17 protein-coding genes, 1 tRNA gene and 1 pseudogene are annotated in these 16,542 nt (G+C 45.4%); 8 read left to right on the top strand and 11 right to left on the bottom strand.

The window, feature by feature from the left end; genetic code table 11:
* Positions 1–93 precede the first annotated feature (93 nt).
* Positions 94–297, top strand: a pseudogene (locus BM122_RS13530) (IS3 family transposase); the annotation flags it as partial.
* Between the two features lie 365 nt (positions 298–662).
* Here BM122_RS13530 and BM122_RS13535 read toward each other — a convergent pair.
* Together BM122_RS13535 and BM122_RS13540 are read right to left on the bottom strand one after the other, a co-directional pair.
* Positions 663–2,324 carry a di-heme-cytochrome C peroxidase gene (locus BM122_RS13535; RefSeq protein ID WP_143083443.1) on the bottom strand — a complete coding sequence of 554 codons (1,662 nt, stop codon included), beginning with the start codon at positions 2,322–2,324 and terminating at the stop codon, positions 663–665.
* A gap of 384 nt (positions 2,325–2,708) precedes the next feature.
* Positions 2,709–4,022 carry a Y-family DNA polymerase gene (locus tag BM122_RS13540; protein ID WP_074906044.1) on the bottom strand — a complete coding sequence of 438 codons (1,314 nt, stop codon included), beginning with the start codon at positions 4,020–4,022 and terminating at the stop codon, positions 2,709–2,711.
* Between the two features lie 69 nt (positions 4,023–4,091).
* Between BM122_RS13540 and BM122_RS13545 the strand changes: the two genes are divergently transcribed.
* From BM122_RS13545 to BM122_RS13560, 4 genes are read left to right on the top strand one after another with little or no spacing between them, the layout of a single operon-like run.
* Positions 4,092–4,766 (top strand): SOS response-associated peptidase, encoded by a 675-nt coding sequence (locus tag BM122_RS13545; protein ID WP_074906045.1) that lies wholly within the window; start codon positions 4,092–4,094, stop codon positions 4,764–4,766.
* Between the two features lie 22 nt (positions 4,767–4,788).
* Positions 4,789–5,076: a YrrC family ATP-dependent DNA helicase gene (locus tag BM122_RS13550; RefSeq protein WP_177198144.1), complete on the top strand. Its 288-nt coding sequence runs from the start codon at positions 4,789–4,791 to the stop codon at positions 5,074–5,076.
* Between the two features lie 17 nt (positions 5,077–5,093).
* On the top strand, positions 5,094–5,162 hold the full coding sequence (locus BM122_RS26140) for a hypothetical protein (RefSeq protein WP_371264927.1): 69 nt from the start codon (positions 5,094–5,096) through the stop codon (positions 5,160–5,162).
* A gap of 54 nt (positions 5,163–5,216) precedes the next feature.
* The gene (locus BM122_RS13560) at positions 5,217–6,068 is read left to right on the top strand and encodes a sulfotransferase family protein (protein WP_074906047.1); all 852 of its coding nucleotides are present in this window, start codon (positions 5,217–5,219) and stop codon (positions 6,066–6,068) included.
* 144 nt (positions 6,069–6,212) lie between these two features.
* On the opposite strand, the gene BM122_RS13565 is transcribed toward BM122_RS13560, so the two are convergent.
* The 8 genes from BM122_RS13565 to gluQRS form a co-directional block, all read right to left on the bottom strand.
* Positions 6,213–6,656, bottom strand: a complete 444-nt coding sequence (locus BM122_RS13565) for a LacI family transcriptional regulator (RefSeq protein WP_074906048.1) — start codon at positions 6,654–6,656, stop codon at positions 6,213–6,215.
* Positions 6,653–7,189 (bottom strand): recombinase zinc ribbon domain-containing protein, encoded by a 537-nt coding sequence (locus BM122_RS13570; RefSeq protein WP_218152085.1) that lies wholly within the window; start codon positions 7,187–7,189, stop codon positions 6,653–6,655. Before BM122_RS13570 ends, BM122_RS13565 begins: the two co-directional genes overlap by 4 nt.
* A 16-nt stretch (positions 7,190–7,205) precedes the next feature.
* Positions 7,206–7,541: a recombinase family protein gene (locus BM122_RS24235; protein ID WP_218152086.1), complete on the bottom strand. Its 336-nt coding sequence runs from the start codon at positions 7,539–7,541 to the stop codon at positions 7,206–7,208.
* A gap of 640 nt (positions 7,542–8,181) precedes the next feature.
* Positions 8,182–8,269: transfer RNA gene (locus BM122_RS13580), tRNA-Ser, on the bottom strand.
* A gap of 157 nt (positions 8,270–8,426) precedes the next feature.
* Entirely contained in the window at positions 8,427–8,879 is a 453-nt protein-coding gene (locus tag BM122_RS13585) for a PAS domain-containing protein (RefSeq protein ID WP_074906049.1), read from the bottom strand.
* Positions 8,880–8,943: 64 nt separating this feature from the next.
* The gene (locus tag BM122_RS13590) at positions 8,944–9,414 is read right to left on the bottom strand and encodes an SRPBCC family protein (protein ID WP_074906050.1); all 471 of its coding nucleotides are present in this window, start codon (positions 9,412–9,414) and stop codon (positions 8,944–8,946) included.
* A 26-nt stretch (positions 9,415–9,440) separates the two neighbouring features.
* Positions 9,441–10,604, bottom strand: coding sequence for an NAD(P)/FAD-dependent oxidoreductase (locus tag BM122_RS13595; RefSeq protein WP_074906051.1), 1,164 nt, complete (start codon positions 10,602–10,604; stop codon positions 9,441–9,443).
* A gap of 215 nt (positions 10,605–10,819) precedes the next feature.
* Positions 10,820–11,749 carry a tRNA glutamyl-Q(34) synthetase GluQRS gene (gene gluQRS, locus BM122_RS13600; protein ID WP_371264926.1) on the bottom strand — a complete coding sequence of 310 codons (930 nt, stop codon included), beginning with the start codon at positions 11,747–11,749 and terminating at the stop codon, positions 10,820–10,822.
* Positions 11,750–11,943: 194 nt separating this feature from the next.
* On the opposite strand from gluQRS, the gene mpl reads away from it, so the two are divergent.
* From mpl to BM122_RS13615, 3 genes are all read left to right on the top strand, one after another.
* Positions 11,944–13,326 (top strand): UDP-N-acetylmuramate:L-alanyl-gamma-D-glutamyl-meso-diaminopimelate ligase, encoded by a 1,383-nt coding sequence (gene mpl / locus BM122_RS13605; RefSeq protein ID WP_074906053.1) that lies wholly within the window; start codon positions 11,944–11,946, stop codon positions 13,324–13,326.
* Between the two features lie 165 nt (positions 13,327–13,491).
* Positions 13,492–14,772: an ATP-binding protein gene (locus BM122_RS13610; protein WP_074906054.1), complete on the top strand. Its 1,281-nt coding sequence runs from the start codon at positions 13,492–13,494 to the stop codon at positions 14,770–14,772.
* A 38-nt stretch (positions 14,773–14,810) separates the two neighbouring features.
* Complete coding sequence (locus BM122_RS13615; RefSeq protein WP_074906055.1) at positions 14,811–15,350, top strand: response regulator transcription factor; 540 nt, start codon at positions 14,811–14,813, stop codon at positions 15,348–15,350.
* Positions 15,351–15,353: 3 nt separating this feature from the next.
* On the opposite strand, the gene ribD is transcribed toward BM122_RS13615, so the two are convergent.
* Positions 15,354–16,457, bottom strand: coding sequence for a bifunctional diaminohydroxyphosphoribosylaminopyrimidine deaminase/5-amino-6-(5-phosphoribosylamino)uracil reductase RibD (gene ribD / locus BM122_RS13620; RefSeq protein ID WP_218152088.1), 1,104 nt, complete (start codon positions 16,455–16,457; stop codon positions 15,354–15,356).
* Between the last annotated feature and the right edge of the window lie 85 nt (positions 16,458–16,542).

A 16,542-nucleotide genomic window follows, 5' to 3' on the forward strand; every position in this document is an offset into this window, starting at 1 on the left:
CGCTGCCTGAAGCGTTACATTGTTCGTGAATTGTATCCGCTTATTCTCGCAGATTTATCTGATGCTGCTGCAATTACTTGACATAGGAGCGTCAATGCGGTTGCGGAAAGTTTCTTTGGCAGCCTCAAGCAGGAACGCTGCCAATGGCGGCATTACCAAACCCGCCATGCAGCACAGCAGGATATTTTGCAGTATATCGCCGTGTTTTATAACAACCAAAGACTGCATTCATACCTGGGTTACAAAAGTCCGAATCAATATGAAGCAGATGCAGCAAAATCGATAAAAGCAGCTTAACTGAGGTGTCCGATTTTACTTGACCACGTCATCCCGGCTTGATAAACGGGTTATGCACTTATAATACGAATTCACCTAATATTAAATACGAATTAAGTTCTAAAATAGAAACCAGTTCATCACTAACATCAGAATAGTTACTGCCCTTTCTATACCGTCCGCGCTTTGATAGACCACCATTGGTAACATCTCGTTGGTTAGTATGTGCATGCATTAATGCACTCGCATAAACAGAACTACACAAGCTTATTAATAAAGCAAACCCGACCCGCTCCCTCTGCTCTTCCCATAATACACATGGATCAACTGCTGGATCGTCACTACAAAGCGCTGTTATAATTATCAGCGCTTTGTTTGATTCGTTTTTACAGTGTTTTTAGAAACTCAAGCAGATCTTTTTTCTCAGCTTCGTTTAACGATGTGCCGTACTCATGCCCTCTGTTAGAATTCCCTGCGAGGGAAGTATCAAACTTGAAGTTGCCGGTGGCATCCTCCATGTTAAACCCTACATTCTGAACATCGAATTCCCTAGAGCCGACTTGAAATGTCTGAATACGTTCACTACCAGGTTTTAATAGTTCAACAAGATTAGGCACAGAACCATTGTGCAGATAAGGTGCAGTTGCCCAAACGCCATCAAGTGGACGCGCTCGATAGGCGATAATATTTTCCGGCGTATAAGGTGGCAAGCCCGGAGCCTTGATGCGATAGCCAATCAATTCTGCTGACTCCGCTGGGCTGAGAGGAGGTTCAATCACCTGAAAAGCATTGTCCGCGGCGACCCCTACAATGATTCTCAATAATACTGCTGCAGGTAGTTCAGATGCTCCTGTGTAAGGCATAGGTAAATAAGAGACCAGATTACCTGTTGAAGCAGTGCGTAGCGCTATATTCAGCGAAGTTAACGGATCTGTTCCCAGTTCTGCCAATGGTGTCATATGGGTATCCACAAACTGTGCCCCAAAAAAATTCTCTTCCGCAGGCGTCATTGGATAGCGCCCTGAATTGTCAGGCAATGCATGACAGGATGCACAATTCTGTTCATAAACAATTCGTCCGTTTGCGGCGCGCTCTTGATCTATCCCGCCCAAGATGTCTTTCGGCCACTTTGGTGCTTTAAGGCGGGCTACCAAGCGTTGAAGCTCAAAAAGGCTACGCCCACGGGCAGAGGTTTTGCCCAGCTCACTAGGGCTTTCCAGTTCAACGCTGCCAAAAGTACCCAATACCTGACCGACATTGCGCCCATACGGATTATTTGCCGAGCCGATCCATTGCACCCAATCGTGCTGTGCGCTACCCCATAAAAAGGGATAGCTTACTGAAGCATTGGGCTCGGCCTGATTTTCAGGCACTCCCAGATCATCGACGAATAGTTCGTTCAAGATATAACCAAAAGCATCAAGACGGCCGTAACCATACGTATGGCTTGTGGAGTTACGTGCCACGAAGTCAGAATACTTTTTCTCAAATACTTCCAATTCATTGCGCAAAGCGGCCAATGCCACTTGATCATGTGATTTGTTAACACGCAAAGCAAAGCGGTTAAATATTGCTTCATCATTCACTGTCTTCTTTAATGCACGCCCTAGCTGCGTTATAAAACTCTGAAAATCCGCCAGCGCTGGCGCACCGTCAATACGCATTCGTACGCCATTGTATTGAATGTCATTGGTATGACATGCGCCACAGGTATAACCCACCCAATCTTCCTTGCCTTCATTTCTTTCAATCGCAAACCCTAGAGGTAAGCGCTGAGCCTCTGCCTCCTTGGCGCCGGAATCATCTGTCAAGTATTTAAAACTGCGAATATGCGCAGTAGTACTGAATAGCGCCTTACTATCTGGCTGCTCCAATGCCAAAAACCAGGAAAGGGGAATTAGATAAGAGCCTTGTGAGGTATTATAAAATGCTGTCCTGTCCTGCTCGCTCCAGCCTTGATCCAGGTAAACAATTTCTGACTGACTTAATGCTGGGTTGACCACCACCGACATTGCTGCGATTAGTAACCATGATTTAATAAACTTCATATTTCGTCCTTGAATTGGAAATAATGAAACAACACTTTCTCACCTATGGGTAGTTAACGTCATATTTGAAGGAATACATAATGCCCCATTCCGGCTTAGGCAATGAGCATACCCCCTTGGGTATCGTTTATCCCACATAAAACGATTAATAGTGCATGAGCGGTTAAGAGCTACTCGACGGAACATTCTTCCATTTCTCAGCTTGCTTTAACTTGGACCCATTTTAGCTCAATGTCATTAAAGCCTAGAGAATAAGACGGCAGTTATTTGAGGTATTCTAAGTTTTGTGGAGTCCAAAATTTCATAAATATGACATGTAGCCTCTCTTGAATAGTCCAGCATTACCATTCAGGAAGATACAATAAGCTGAAGTACCTGATACAATCAAGAAGCATGAGCTATGGGCAAATCACTCCATTTTGTCGTGTAACAGGGCGACATGATCTCTCGCCTCATGCTCCACGATTTCAGACTACCCACAGAAAATACCGACACGATATTGCGCCCATACCTCTGATTCAGCTGATCCATCACACCCATCAATCTTGCCGATTTCTCATCAGCACCATATTGTGTCAGCAATGAGTCCTGATAAAGCGTGAGGGGATCAATAGCCGTCAGGATCACCCCTGCTTTCTTGTAAGCATAGCCTTTCCGGCAAATATGCTTGAGTCCAAACAGTGCTGCTCTGATCAGTATTCTAGTGTCGCTGCTGGCATTAGGCAGTGGTACCGTAATACAGTTGCTGTATTGTTTATCCTGTTCGCGGAAGGGATTGGTCTGGATAAACACCTGGATCGCATTACAAGTCGATTTCTGGCGTCGCAATTTTTCTGCTGCACTGCTCATATGATAGGCAACGGACTCACTGAGCTCATGCAGGTTATAAATTAACTGCCCAAACGAGCGAGAGGAAATAATCTGTTTTCTGGGTGTTGACACTTCTTCGAGCGAGAGACACGATAGGCCCTGTAGTTCGTAGCCGATACGCTCCATCACCACGCCGAACCTCGCACGCAACCAGGTTGCGGGTGTATCGCGCAACGCTTTTACAGTATGAATACCGGCGGCATTCAAATGCTGACTGATTCTTCGCCCCACACCCCAAACTTCACCGACTTCAATAGTAGATAGCAGTGCATCCAATTGGCTGGATGGCATGGATGCAAGATCGCATACGCCATTGAATTCCGATCGCTTCTTAGCAATGTGATTGGCAAGCTTAGCCAATGTCTTGGTCGCGCCAAAACCCACACACACCGGCAGGCTGGTCCACTGACGTATCCGTTGGCGTATTGATTGACCCATGTCCGTAGGCGTCGGCCAGAGCTTGCCAAGGCCATGCAGACCGAGGAAACACTCATCTATGGAATAGACTTCAACATAGGGGCTGAAATCACGCAATATAGTCATCACCCGATCAGACATATCCCCGTAGAGGGTATAGTTGGATGAGAGCACAATGATGTGATGCTGTTTTGCCAGATCCTTCAACTGGAACCATGGTGTACCCATTTTGACACCGAGTGCTTTGACTTCATTGGACCGTGCCACCGCACAGCCATCGTTATTGGAGAGCACTACCACGGGTTGATTGACTAGATGAGGATTGAAAGCCCTCTCGCAACTGACATAAAAATTGTTGACATCTACTAAAGCGAACATCGGCTGGTTGATAGTAACGCTGTTTGAGGACATGATGAATACTTTAGTACATAATTGAGACCGACAGTATAAAACACTCATTCAGCGGACAACAATGACGATATGTGCGGACGCTTTACCCTGGCTTATCCACGTGCCGACCTGATCAAGCGGTATCGTGCGGTGACGATGTCGGACATCGAGCCGCGCTATAACATCGTGCCTTCCACCGATATTGTGGTCATTCGTGACAGCGGCACTGGTCGTGAAATATTAATGATGCATTGGGGGCTGATTCCTCATTGGGCCAAGGATATCAAGATGCTGCCCTTGCTGCTCAATGCACGTGCCGAATCGCTGGTGATCAAGCCATCGTTCAAACACGCATTTCGTCGGCAACGCTGCCTCATTCCTGCTTCGGGCTTCTACGAGTGGAAACAAATGGCAGATGGAAGAAGCAAACAGCCCTTCTATATTTCTGCCAAAGATGGCAATCCGCTATCCTTCGCGGGATTATGGGAGAGCGCAACAGTTGATGAAGTGGTTATCAATAGCTGTACCATCATCACCACCAAGAGTAACGAATTAATACATCCCATCCATGATCGCATGCCCGTGATCCTCCCTCCCGAAGCTTGGGATACTTGGCTGACCCCTTCACCGCTACCTGATGATATTTTAATGGCTATTCTTATGAAACCGCTTGCTTCTGAACACATGCATTTATGGCCAGTATCGCCTGCAGTAGGGCGGATAAACAATCAGGGAGATCAGTTAATCCTGCCAGTAAATGAATGATGTTCTAAATCGGCACATATCGATGAAAACTTCATCCAATTTACCCCATAACACAGATCATCCTCAGGAAAAACTGCAGGGATCAGTAGAAAGGGTCACCTTTCACAGTGAATCATCCGGTTTCTGTGTGTTGCGAGTCAAAGTCAAAGGGCAGCGAGAACTCATCACCGTAATTGGTTCAGCGGCTTCGGCCACGGCAGGAGAATATATCGATTGCCTGGGTTTCTGGGTCAATGACCGCCAACACGGCCAGCAATTTAAAACGGTCTCAATTAAAATTGTACCTCCCACTACAGCGAAAGCGGTATAACCCAACTTTTATACCGCATGGGCTATGTCTATAAAAAGCCAAAGCTGGTACCGGGCAAGGCTGATGGCCGGGAAAATAACTCCTAAGGCTCTTATCCAAAAATTGGGATTCACTTCTCACATCAGTATTTATTTCGTCACATGTACGATAAGTTGACACTCTTCACCCTCGCCAGCGGCCGATCCGGCACAAGCTATCTCGCCGATTTCTTCATCAAGAACATCACGCAGTGTTACAGCACACACGAGCCTTATTTCACGTTTGGCAACCCCACATTGTTCGGCAAGCCAATTGCATGGAACACGCAACATAACGACTGCGCATTATTGCCCGTGCTGGAGCGCAAATGCCGTTTTATCGCCAGCCGCAAGACGCCGTTCTATTTTGAATCCAATCATGCTTTCCTCAAGGCATTTAACCGCCATGCCGGAACGCTGCTGAACAATCCGGGCTTTATCCATCTGGTGCGCCATCCGCTGCGGGTGGCGAAAAGCGAATATGTGCGCGAGCGGATGATACGCAAGCTGCATGCTCCTTTTGTCGATTATACAAATGATACTGGTGAGCGCTTGTTTCGCTGGGCATTGACCGGGAAGGAGGAAGTGTTCCGGCACTATCCGTTATCTCTCAGCCGATTTCAGTTTTATGTATTACAGTGGATGGAGATCGAGCATCGGGCGATGCAGCTGATTCGAGACCATCACTGGCAAGACCGGGTGTTTTTTATTGATGTTGATGTGACGCTGAAACAGGAAGCGGTGTTAAAAAATATGGTTGACTTTTTCGGCTTGCCGCACAAGCCGATATTCAACTTGGATTTGTACCGCAACCCAACCCCGTTTATCGGTCCGATCATTCTCACGGAGCAGGATAAACAGGAATTCCAGACCATTGCGCGCGATTTGCCCGAACGTTACAAAATTCTGCTACAGAGTAAACCTTATCGTAATTGCAGCTGGTTCGCCGAAGTAAATCGGCTCATCATCAGTTAATACAGTCCGATAGCACCTCTTCTTGCTACCGGACTGCAAAAGCCATTGCCTTCTAGGCTATTCCTTTAAAAGCCAGATATTCTGATTAAATACCAATATCGAGCACCTCCTTTACTGATCATTTATTCAAAATGCTTTCTCAGTTCATGTAGATAGAGCACTCTTGATACGCATCCACTGCTCCTCCCACAGTACCGGCGGATCAACCGCCAGATCGAACAAGATAATGTTATTTAGCAAAGTATCATCCAGGATCGCAGCGACGATGTCCGGCGCAAGCGTAGTTAAGTTAACCATCCGGCTCACATAACTGTTATCGACCCCTTCCCGAGTAGCAATCTCTTTCAGCGATTTGATTTCTCCCGATTCCAGCAAAGCAAGCCAGTGGTGGCCTCTGGCAAGAGCCAACTGCAATGGTGTCGCCGTTGTGTCCCTGAAACATACTTTAGCAGTTTCACCATTTGGCAACGTGACCAACTTACGCCCACTACGGCGCTTGATCTGAATTGGTACAGACAGGGTCAGTTTGCCATCGCTGGATGCAATAATATCTGATGCACCGGTCTTGTGGATTCTGATATCACTCATGCCAATGCCTCTTCTTTTTGCTCAATTGGCTTCAGACTCATTTCCAGCACTAGTTGCTCAATGCCGTTGGCACGCAACCGCACCTCGAGATCGTTGGGCGATACGATCACCTTTTCAACCAGAAGCTTTACGATACGTGCCTGCTCCGCCGGGAACAGTTGATCCCAAATCGCGTCAAGCCGCGTCATCGCTACGGTCACTTTGGCCTCATCCAAGGTTGGATCAAGTTGGGCTGCCTGAGGTAGCACCTCCCCTACCAATTCTGGTGAACGCAAAATCGCTCGCAATTGATCAAGTACTGCTGATTCCAGTTCTACGGCAGGCAGACGCGGCAATCCTGATACGCCGGCGTGCTCCTTGGTGTACCGTTGTGGGATATAGTAGCGGTAGCGTCGTCCATTCTTCTTGGTCGTGTGCCATGGTGATAAGGCTCGGCCGTCATTGCCAAACACAATACCTTTAAGCAGATACGGCACCTTCGACCGAGTAGCATTATCGCGCACACGCCCATTGGTGGCGAGGATGGCATGCAACCTATAGCGTAACCAGTTAAGAATGATTCAGAATATATAGGTTTTGAAAAGAGCATCTCAACGGTTTGGTTTTGTTGTTTACGCAGTGCTTTGGTGTATGCCCTTTTATGCTAGATGAGACAATGAGAATACTCTTTGAATCATTTCTAGCTGGTTTTGCTATATCCCACAGATCACGATCAATGATGGGCGGATGCTCGGCCTGGTACCACTGCTCTTTATGTCGTAATTCACCCAAGTAAGTTCGGTTATTAAGTACTTTGTAGATTAAACTCTTATCGATAGGCTTACCTTCACGGGCTTTGCCATCCTGCGTGATCCAGGAGTTCGAGGTCACCCCATCCAGTTTCATTTCTTAACCAGCATGGTACTGGAACTCAGCTCGACGAACTGTTGGAAAATATGGCGAATAATCTTGGCTTCGCGCTCATTGGGGATCAGTCGACGATTTTAGACATCTTACCCAAGTGGTGATATGCCGCCCATCTACATCCCCTTGCGTTTACTCGCGGCGATTTGTCAAGGATGAGCCTCCGGTAACTTCACACTCGAACTGGGCAAGAGACAGAAAAATATTCAGCATCAACTGGCCCATCGACGTCTTGGTGTTGAACTATTAATTACCGAGGAATACGGTATCCATACCGCTCAAAGACTCCCAGTATTATGGAAAAAAATACCCTAATCAGCTCGAGAGCAAAGACATTCTTGCCAACTTAAATATTGTTTATCAGGTGCTTACGCGCTGAGTAAGTCGCGTTACTGCTTGAACAACCTAGATCGTCATCGTCGTCAGTGAATAGAAATAAGTCTTTGGAAGGTATTCTTTTTGAAAAAAGTATTTTCGGCGTAGTTTAGATAGCTACTGAAGCGGAGGGTTGGCTTACTGCTGTATGCTGGCTTTAGATTTTGTACGCGAGTACGGTAAGAGGTACGGTAAAAAAATTTCTCAATTAATATCTTATTTATAATCATATATTTATATGATTTTTTGGCGGAAGCGGTGAGATTCGAACTCACGAACGGTTGCCCGTTGCCGGTTTTCAAGACCGGTGCAATCGACCACTCTGCCACGCTTCCAAGGATTGACTTAAATAAACCAGCAGATACATGACAACATGCAAGAAGTCATTTTTTCTTCTGTTTATTTAATGCTGGGTTATGCTACATATAAGGCTGGTTGGAATGATACCTTTTTAGAGCCAGTTTTACCAGCAGAACCCACCCTATCGACTAATTATTTCGTTACCTCAGCGAGCTGCTCAGTTAGACGCTTGATCTCTTCTTCAGCCCGTCGCTGTTGCGTCACGTCATATTGCACACCCAGGTAGTAAAGGACGTTGCCGTGAGCATCAAACAGAGGGGTAATGATCAAATGGTTATAAAACATTTCGCCATTTTTTCTATAATTTCTGAGCGTGATTTCAACAGGCTGCTTATTTGCAATGGCTTCTTTCAACTGATAACGTTCTTTTTGGTCACGATCAGTGCCCTGCAGGAAGCGGCAATTTTTCCCTACCGTTTCTTCTTGGCTGTAACCCGTTATTTTCTCAAACGCTCTATTGACATAAACCAGCGGCATATCCTCCTGATCAGGATCAGCCAACGTGATACCATTAACACATGAGTCAAGAATTTTGGATAATACTTTTGGAATCAATCCAGGGTCTTTCTCAACGATAAAATCCATTTTTTTCTCCAAAATTTTTTCAGTAATTAATTAGAACTTATGACTTGGCAGACCATGAAGTCAATCAAAACGAGTCGGCTTCTATTAGACGCTTAATGTTTCTGACTGTTCTTTCAGCACCATCCTGGATGGCTATGCGTATAAGCTTCTCAAACGGTCTCATATGCAGATCGAGACTAAGCAACTCGAAAGTAAATGTAATTTGAGTAGCTGCTGGATCGGCTGGCTGCAATAAATAATCGCAACGGAAAGGATTCGATACACCGTCGAAACAAATATGCATATGAGGTTCAAAGCTGACAATTTTAAAGGTGGATTCTGAGCGATTTCCTTGATCGATACGCACTTGCCGGCATATCGTTCCCAGTCCTAGCGGACCATCAGTCAGTTTCTCCAGCTCACGCACTTCCGGCGACCACCTTGGGTAATTAACAAGCAGCTCGGTGCCAATAAAATTGAAAACATGCCGCTCAGACTTCCGAATCACTGTGCTTGCCTTCCCTACAACCGGCTTATCGTTAAATAAATTAAACATAGCCCAGCCTCCTGCTTATCGATATCTCAAATCAGATAAGTATCTATTCCAGTCAATAGTAAATCATATTGTGCCTCTACAATTTCTTTAATAATTGAGGCTGCTATACCCGTTACCACATTATTCTCGATAGCCAGCCAGCCAACCGCATCCGTCGGCCCCAGGCTGACGACATAGCCTATATCATGGTGGATATAAGGTTCAAGTATTTTAAGCAGCCCAGAATGCCGTAAAATATTGCGTGCCGCAAGCTTTCCTTTACGCACAGCCGATTGCGCGGTCATGGCATTAGAGCCGAAAGATTGATAATGGGAGCAATCACCCGCAATATAAATATGCGGTAATGACTGGCGGTTAACAATAACTTGCCCGAAAGCATTTGCCATAAACTGATCACTCTGCTGCTTGCCAGAAAATAACAGCGATAGACTAGAAGGAAGCTCATACTGCCTGCCCGTATTCTTTTCTTCCAGTAATATGACGTTCTTCTGCTGTCCGCGGAAGTAGGTATCGGGACAAAAATCAATGTCAAGCTCAGTCATACGGGATTGCGCATAGTGAGCAAATCTGTCGGGAAACTGTCTGAGCACTCGCTCCCCGCTTTCGATCAGACGCACTTTGTTTTCAAATTTGTGACGCTGGAGAAAATGTGCAATCTCAAACAGAAACTGTATCCCGGTGGCACCTCCTCCAATCACAGAGATAGGGGCTTTGCTGTCACCTCCCCCAGCCAGATGCCTGCTTAGCAAAGCTGAACCGGCAGTGCTCATAAAATCTTTCAAATCCAGGACGTGGGCTGAATTATGATTAACGACATCTCTTGCAGGCGCGCCCGTTGCAATCAGCAGATAATCAAATGGCAATGAATAATCATCCACTGTTATGGATTTATTATTCTGCCATTGCTGCAGAATATCTTCGTCGAGCACGAGTTCGGTACAAACATGGCGACAGCCAAATCGTTGCTCAAGCGTGGTAAAGGGTACAAGCAAATCAGATAGAGGGTAACGAAATGTTTCTTGAAGATGCGTAATCTTAAGGTGATGTGTTCTCGGATCAATAATCGTGACTTCAGCATCTGGCATATATTCTACCAGTGTTGTCAGTGCAGCGATGCCGGCATAACCTCCACCTACGATGACTATTTTTAACTGCTTGCGAGCAGATATATAAAATGGCAGAAAAGCCACATATTCTCCTTATTTTTCCTGAATGAGGCTAGTTATTTTACTTCTAAATCAAACATCAACTTTGTTGGCTTCACCTTGCCGTATCATTGATACTGTCTGCGGCTCGCCTTCGTGTCATCTTTGATTCGGAATGGGAGTGACATCTACATGAGAGCAAGAGGCATGGTTAGCGTAGCATGAAAAAACTATATTTATTGTAGATTCAGAATGATCACTCAGGGTTCATTAATAAAACGGTTTCCTTTAGGTATTCTTTCTGCCTGCCAGTTTGCCTGCGCCCACTGCCAGAAAGAAGTTATATCCCCCTCGACTAACTCATCAAGTGGATTCTGGCCAAGAAAACGAAGGGTTGCAACCAGTTGAGGGAGCGGTCTAGTCAGGTCGACGGGTGCCGCCAAAGTTTGCTTACTCAGCTTTTCTCCTTGTTTATTCACTACAAGGGGTAAGTGCAGATAGGCAGGTGTTTTATAGCCCAGAAGCTTCTGTAGATAAATTTGACGGGGAGTCGAATGAAGTAAATCAACACCCCGCACGATATGAGTCATTCCCTGCCAGGCATCATCCACCACTACGGCTAATTGATAAGTATAAATACCATCTGCCCGGCGCAAGACAAAATCACCAATTTCACTTTCCACACATTGATCAACCTTTCCTTGCAAATGATCTACGAATTCAATCTGGCTGCATTCGGTTTTAACTCGCAGCGTATGGGGACGACCAGCAAGATTGCTCGATAAACCATTACGACACCTTCCAGGATAAACGGGTCCTTCAATACTCATCACAGCAGCATCAGCAATTTCTCTGCGCGAACAAGCACAAGGATAAATTAATCCATTTTTGTTAAGTTCGGCCAGTGCGGCTTGATAGCTAGCATGACGCTGACTTTGGTAGACAACTTCACCATCCCAATTCATTCCAAAGGATTCTAGCGCATGCAATATTTTCCGGGATGAATCTGGCATCACCCGCGTTGAATCCACATCTTCAATTCGGATTAACCATTCACCATTATGGGTTCTTGCTTCAAGATAACTGGCTACTGCCGTCACCAATGAACCCAAATGCAAGGGACCTGTCGGTGATGGCGCAAAACGCCCACGGTAAACGGATAGTTGCATAGGAGGATGAATAATTAGCACTCAGCCAATCATTGAGAATCCAGCTGATAGCTCATTACTTTCAAAAGTTTTTTATAAAAATGCTTTTTTAGCTGTTGAAAAATAATCCATATCACTCTTCTTGTTAAGCTTAACAAGTATAATTTAAGCTTTAAAGTAATGAACTAGCAATTCAATTAAATCAATCCATCAATATTTCTTCGAGAAGGTATACGGTGCATATTCATATCCTCGGTATTTGCGGTACATTTATGGGTGGTCTTGCGGTGCTGGCGCGCGCTTCTGGTTTTAAAGTCACTGGCTGTGATGCCAACGTCTACCCACCCATGAGTACTCAACTGGTTTCTCAGGGAATCGAATTGATTGAGGGGTACGCGCCACAGCAGATCCAACTCAAACCAGATCTGTTTGTGATCGGCAATGCCATTTCCCGTGGCAATCCTTTAATGGAAGAAATCCTAAACAGGAATTTGCCCTACACCTCCGGCCCACAATGGCTCTCAGAACATATTCTGAAAAGTAAGTGGGTGCTAGCGGTGGCAGGTACTCACGGCAAAACGACCACCAGCTCGATGCTGGCATGGATATTGGAATACGCAGGGTTGGCTCCCGGTTTTCTTATTGGCGGCATACCCGAAAATTTCGGTATCTCCGCACGATTAGGTGAAAAAAGTAGACATCAACCAGATCGGCAGGAATCCTCTTCATTTTTTGTCATCGAGGCTGATGAATACGATACTGCATTTTTCGACAAACGCTCCAAATTTATCCATTATCACCCCAGAACCACGGTATTAAATAACCTTGAATTTGATCATGCTGATATCTTTCCTGATCTAGCTGCAATTCAGCGACAATTTCATTATTTCGTAAGAACCCTTCCAGGTAATGGATTAATTATTGCCAACGGTCTTGAAAAAAACTTGCAGCAGGCACTCGCTCAGGGCTGCTGGACACCTATTGAGAAATTTGGTGTGAATGAGGGTTGGCAGGCTAAAACGTTGACTGAGCAAAACATCGAGATAATTTATCAAGAAAAATCCCATGGCTTACTGCAATGGGATTTATTGGGTGAACATAATCGCATGAACGCACTGGCCGCCATTGCAGCAGCCCGTCATGCTGGCATCCCTCCTGATATTGCCATAGCCGCCTTGTCGCAGTTCAAAAATGTCAAACGGCGAATGGAAATACGCGGGATAGTCAATGACATCACTCTATATGACGATTTTGCGCATCACCCTACTGCGATTAAAACGACCTTAAACGGCTTGCGTCATAAAGTGGGCAATGCGCGCATTATCGCTGTCTTGGAACCGCGTTCCAACACGATGAAAATGGGTATTTGGAAAGATAGCCTGGCAGCAAGTCTGGAAACAGCGGATCAAATTTATTGTTATGCCAATCAATCAGAATGGGATGTACAGACAGCACTTTCCTCCCTCGGGAAGAAAGCCAATTTACATTATGAGATGGCTCAGTTGATCAATGCGATTGTGGCTACTGCCTGCCCTGGCGATCATATCCTCGTTATGAGCAACGGTGGCTTTGGTGGAATACACGAGCAGATCATGAAGTCTCTAGCCCATCCTCATTGACAGAAGGCCTGCAAAAAATATTAACCATAGCACGTTCTCTTATCAAACTTTTGAGCATTTCACGAGGTGGATGGTCAAAGGTGTGACAATTTGCCACATAGCCTAAATCTCTAATTTACGCTAATGTGGTATAGGAAAAAGCCAAATAGAAGATGAGTCATCTTAATGTTTAACATTCTTCATCAGTCACCGCTTAGCAAAAATCTGCAAAGGCTATTCCTTTTAAGAAGCATTGCGATTGTGGCGCAATGCATTTTATTTGCTTTGGCATACTCAATCATTGAACTGGATGTGCCGTGGGAAAAGATGACCATCATTGTAGTAATACTTACCCTCCTCAATTTTTTTACCTGGGTTCGGCTGCATCATACCTTTCCTGTTTCAAATCTTGAGTTTTTTGCCCAATTGCTCATCGATATTTTTGCTTTAACCGCATTGCTTTATTTTGCTGGTGGCTCAACCAACCCTTTTATTTCGCTTTATTTAATGCCTCTTACTATTGCAGCAGCCATCCTACCATGGCGCTATACCTGGGCGATCGCAGGAATTACGATCACGTGCTATACCATTCTTCTCTTTGAATATATCCCATTGCCCCACGATCACTCAGATGATCATAGCGCGCATTTAATGGAGTTCAATCTGCATATTTCAGGTATGTGGTTAACCTTCGTGTTAAGTACCCTCTTGATTGCCTGGTTTGTCGTCAAAATGAGTAGTTCCATTCGCGATCGTGACAAAAATCTCGCCCAGGCAAGAGAGCAAGCATTACGCAACGAACAAATTATTGCGCTGGGTACGCTGGCTGCAGGCGCAGCACATGAATTGGGCACGCCTCTCTCGACAATGGCAGTCATTACGGGCGAGCTACAACAAGAATATCTCCAGAATGAAGAATTCCAGAATAATATTCGTATCCTGCGCAACCAAATCACGCATTGCAAGCAAACCCTGACGCAGTTACTCGCTAAAGCAGGGCAAGCACGAACAGAAGATGGAAATAGCCAGTCGGTTGATTATTTTCTAAAGCAGGTACTCGATAAATGGCAACTCATTCGCCCTTCAACCAAATTCAATTATCAATGCCATGGGGTCCAACCTGCCCCCCTTATCATGAATACTCAATTACTAAGCCAATCCATCCTGAATTTACTGAATAATGCGGCAGACGCGTCTACTGATCAAGTGAGCATCAAAAGCACCTGGGATCAGCATATGCTGAATCTAGAAATTCATGATGACGGGGAAGGCTTGACTGGAGAAGCCGTTCAACGCGCAGGGGAAGCATTTTTTACCAATAAGGCACCTGGCCAAGGATTTGGTATTGGTTTATTTCTCGCCAACGCAAATATTGAACGTTTTGGTGGTACTGTACGTTTGTTTAATCATGCAGAGGGGGGCGCTTGCATTCATGTCACGCTTCCCCTCATTCCTAACATTACTTAACTTTTCTTCCATCAAGTCAGTACTAAGAGGAAAATGTTATGACCGGGCCCGTTGAGCATCCAAGTTTACTCATCGTCGACGATGATCCCGTTTTCTGTGATGTGCTAGCTAAGGCAATGACCAAACGAGGATTCGATGTTATCTACACACATACCATTACATCCGCCTTGGAAAAAGTGGAATCCCTCATGCCTGAATATGCAATCATCGATCTCAAACTATCGGATGAATCCGGATTAATACTCATCGATAAAATAAAGAAACTCGATCCTGGAACACGGATTGTCATGCTGACGGGCTATGCCAGTATTGCGACCGCAGTTGAAGCGATCAAGCTTGGGGCTACCCATTATCTCGCTAAACCAGTTGATGTTAATGACATTATGGCGGCTTTTGAGCGTACCAGCGGGGATGCCGAGGTGCCGATAAGCTCGCATCCGTTATCAGTTGGACGGCTGGAATGGGAATATATCCACCGTATTCTGACTGAAAATAATAATAATATTTCTGTTACGGCAAGAATTTTGAATATGCATCGCAGAACACTGCAACGCAAGCTTGCCAAGAAGCCTGTTTAGAATTTAATCATGCAGCTCAAGATTGGAGAATTTTGCAGCTACCCGAATATCTGGTCCAATCATACGAACATCGGTTAATTCCAGTTTATGCTTGTCGGATAGCCTGGTCAGCACCGGCAGATTCAACATACCCTGTGCTTTATCACCCAGCAGACAAGGTGCAAGATAGATGACCAGTTCATCGACCAATTCTTCTTGCACCAGAGCACCAGCCAAAGTACTTCCTGCCTCTACTAGTACTTCGTTGATCTCGAAATCAGCCAGTTTAACCATCATTTGAGTCAGATCGACTTTGCCATCACGAGTAGGCAGCATAATGACTTTCATCCCCTTCTCCTCCAGCTTTTTTTTTCTGTTCTCATCTGGCACAGCGGTAAAAATCAATATTTTATTACCTTGCAATAGTTTTGCATTAGCTGGTATATCGAGTCGGCTATCAATGACGACGCGCAGTGGTTGCCGGGTAGCCTCGACGTGACGGACTGTTAATTGTGGGTCATCTTTTTTTACTGTGCCAATACCCGTTAAGATAGCACAAGAAAGAGCACGTAAACGATGTGCATCCAAACGCGCTGACTCGCTAGTAATCCATTGGCTTGCACCATTCTCCAATGCCGTCTTACCATCCAGACTCGCCGCTATTTTCAATCTTACCCACGGCCGATGGCGAGTCATGCGGGAAACAAAGCCAATATTCAGTGCACTTGCTTGCTCCTCCAATAAACCGGATTGCACCATAATGCCTGCATCTCTTAACCTGGCCACACCATTACCTGCTACCAAAGGATTCGGATCCAGCATCGCCATCACGACTCTCGCTACACCCGCCTTGATGAGTGCTTCAGCACAAGGAGGCGTACGTCCATAATGGCTGCATGGCTCTAATGTCACATAAACGGTAGCATTTCTTACGGTATCGTCCGCAGAACCAAGCGCATTAATTTCAGCATGCGGCTGACCAGCCCGTTCATGCCAGCCACTGCCTATTACGCGATTATTTTTAACAATGACACAGCCTACCCGCGGATTGGGACTCGTTGTATATAAACCCCTCTCTGCAAGTTTTAATGCCTGAGACATGTAGGCATAATCACTGGCTGAAAAAATCTGGGAATCACTAAGCACAAATAGATCCTGAATGTGTACCTGATCGTACTTGGACTGCGCTAAATTTGAATTTCTTAAGAATCAG

This window comes from Nitrosomonas communis (assembly GCF_900114745.1).
Taxonomy (GTDB): domain Bacteria; phylum Pseudomonadota; class Gammaproteobacteria; order Burkholderiales; family Nitrosomonadaceae; genus Nitrosomonas; species Nitrosomonas communis_A.

Bases quoted from the DNA above. Each gene is read 5' to 3' on its own strand.
- BM122_RS24235 (WP_218152086.1), bottom strand. From the start codon at position 7,541: ATGAAACTGGATGGGGTGACCTCGAACTCCTGGATCACGCAGGATGGC.
- BM122_RS13550 (WP_177198144.1), top strand. From the start codon at position 4,789: ATGAAAACTTCATCCAATTTACCCCATAACACAGATCATCCTCAGGAA.
- BM122_RS13560 (WP_074906047.1), top strand. From the start codon at position 5,217: ATGTACGATAAGTTGACACTCTTCACCCTCGCCAGCGGCCGATCCGGC.
- BM122_RS13590 (WP_074906050.1), bottom strand. From the start codon at position 9,414: ATGTTTAATTTATTTAACGATAAGCCGGTTGTAGGGAAGGCAAGCACA.
- BM122_RS13540 (WP_074906044.1), bottom strand. From the start codon at position 4,022: ATGTCCTCAAACAGCGTTACTATCAACCAGCCGATGTTCGCTTTAGTA.
- BM122_RS13585 (WP_074906049.1), bottom strand. From the start codon at position 8,879: ATGGATTTTATCGTTGAGAAAGACCCTGGATTGATTCCAAAAGTATTA.
- BM122_RS13535 (WP_143083443.1), bottom strand. From the start codon at position 2,324: ATGAAGTTTATTAAATCATGGTTACTAATCGCAGCAATGTCGGTGGTG.
- BM122_RS13610 (WP_074906054.1), top strand. From the start codon at position 13,492: ATGTTTAACATTCTTCATCAGTCACCGCTTAGCAAAAATCTGCAAAGG.
- BM122_RS13615 (WP_074906055.1), top strand. From the start codon at position 14,811: ATGACCGGGCCCGTTGAGCATCCAAGTTTACTCATCGTCGACGATGAT.
- BM122_RS13565 (WP_074906048.1), bottom strand. From the start codon at position 6,656: ATGAGTGATATCAGAATCCACAAGACCGGTGCATCAGATATTATTGCA.
- BM122_RS13545 (WP_074906045.1), top strand. From the start codon at position 4,092: ATGTGCGGACGCTTTACCCTGGCTTATCCACGTGCCGACCTGATCAAG.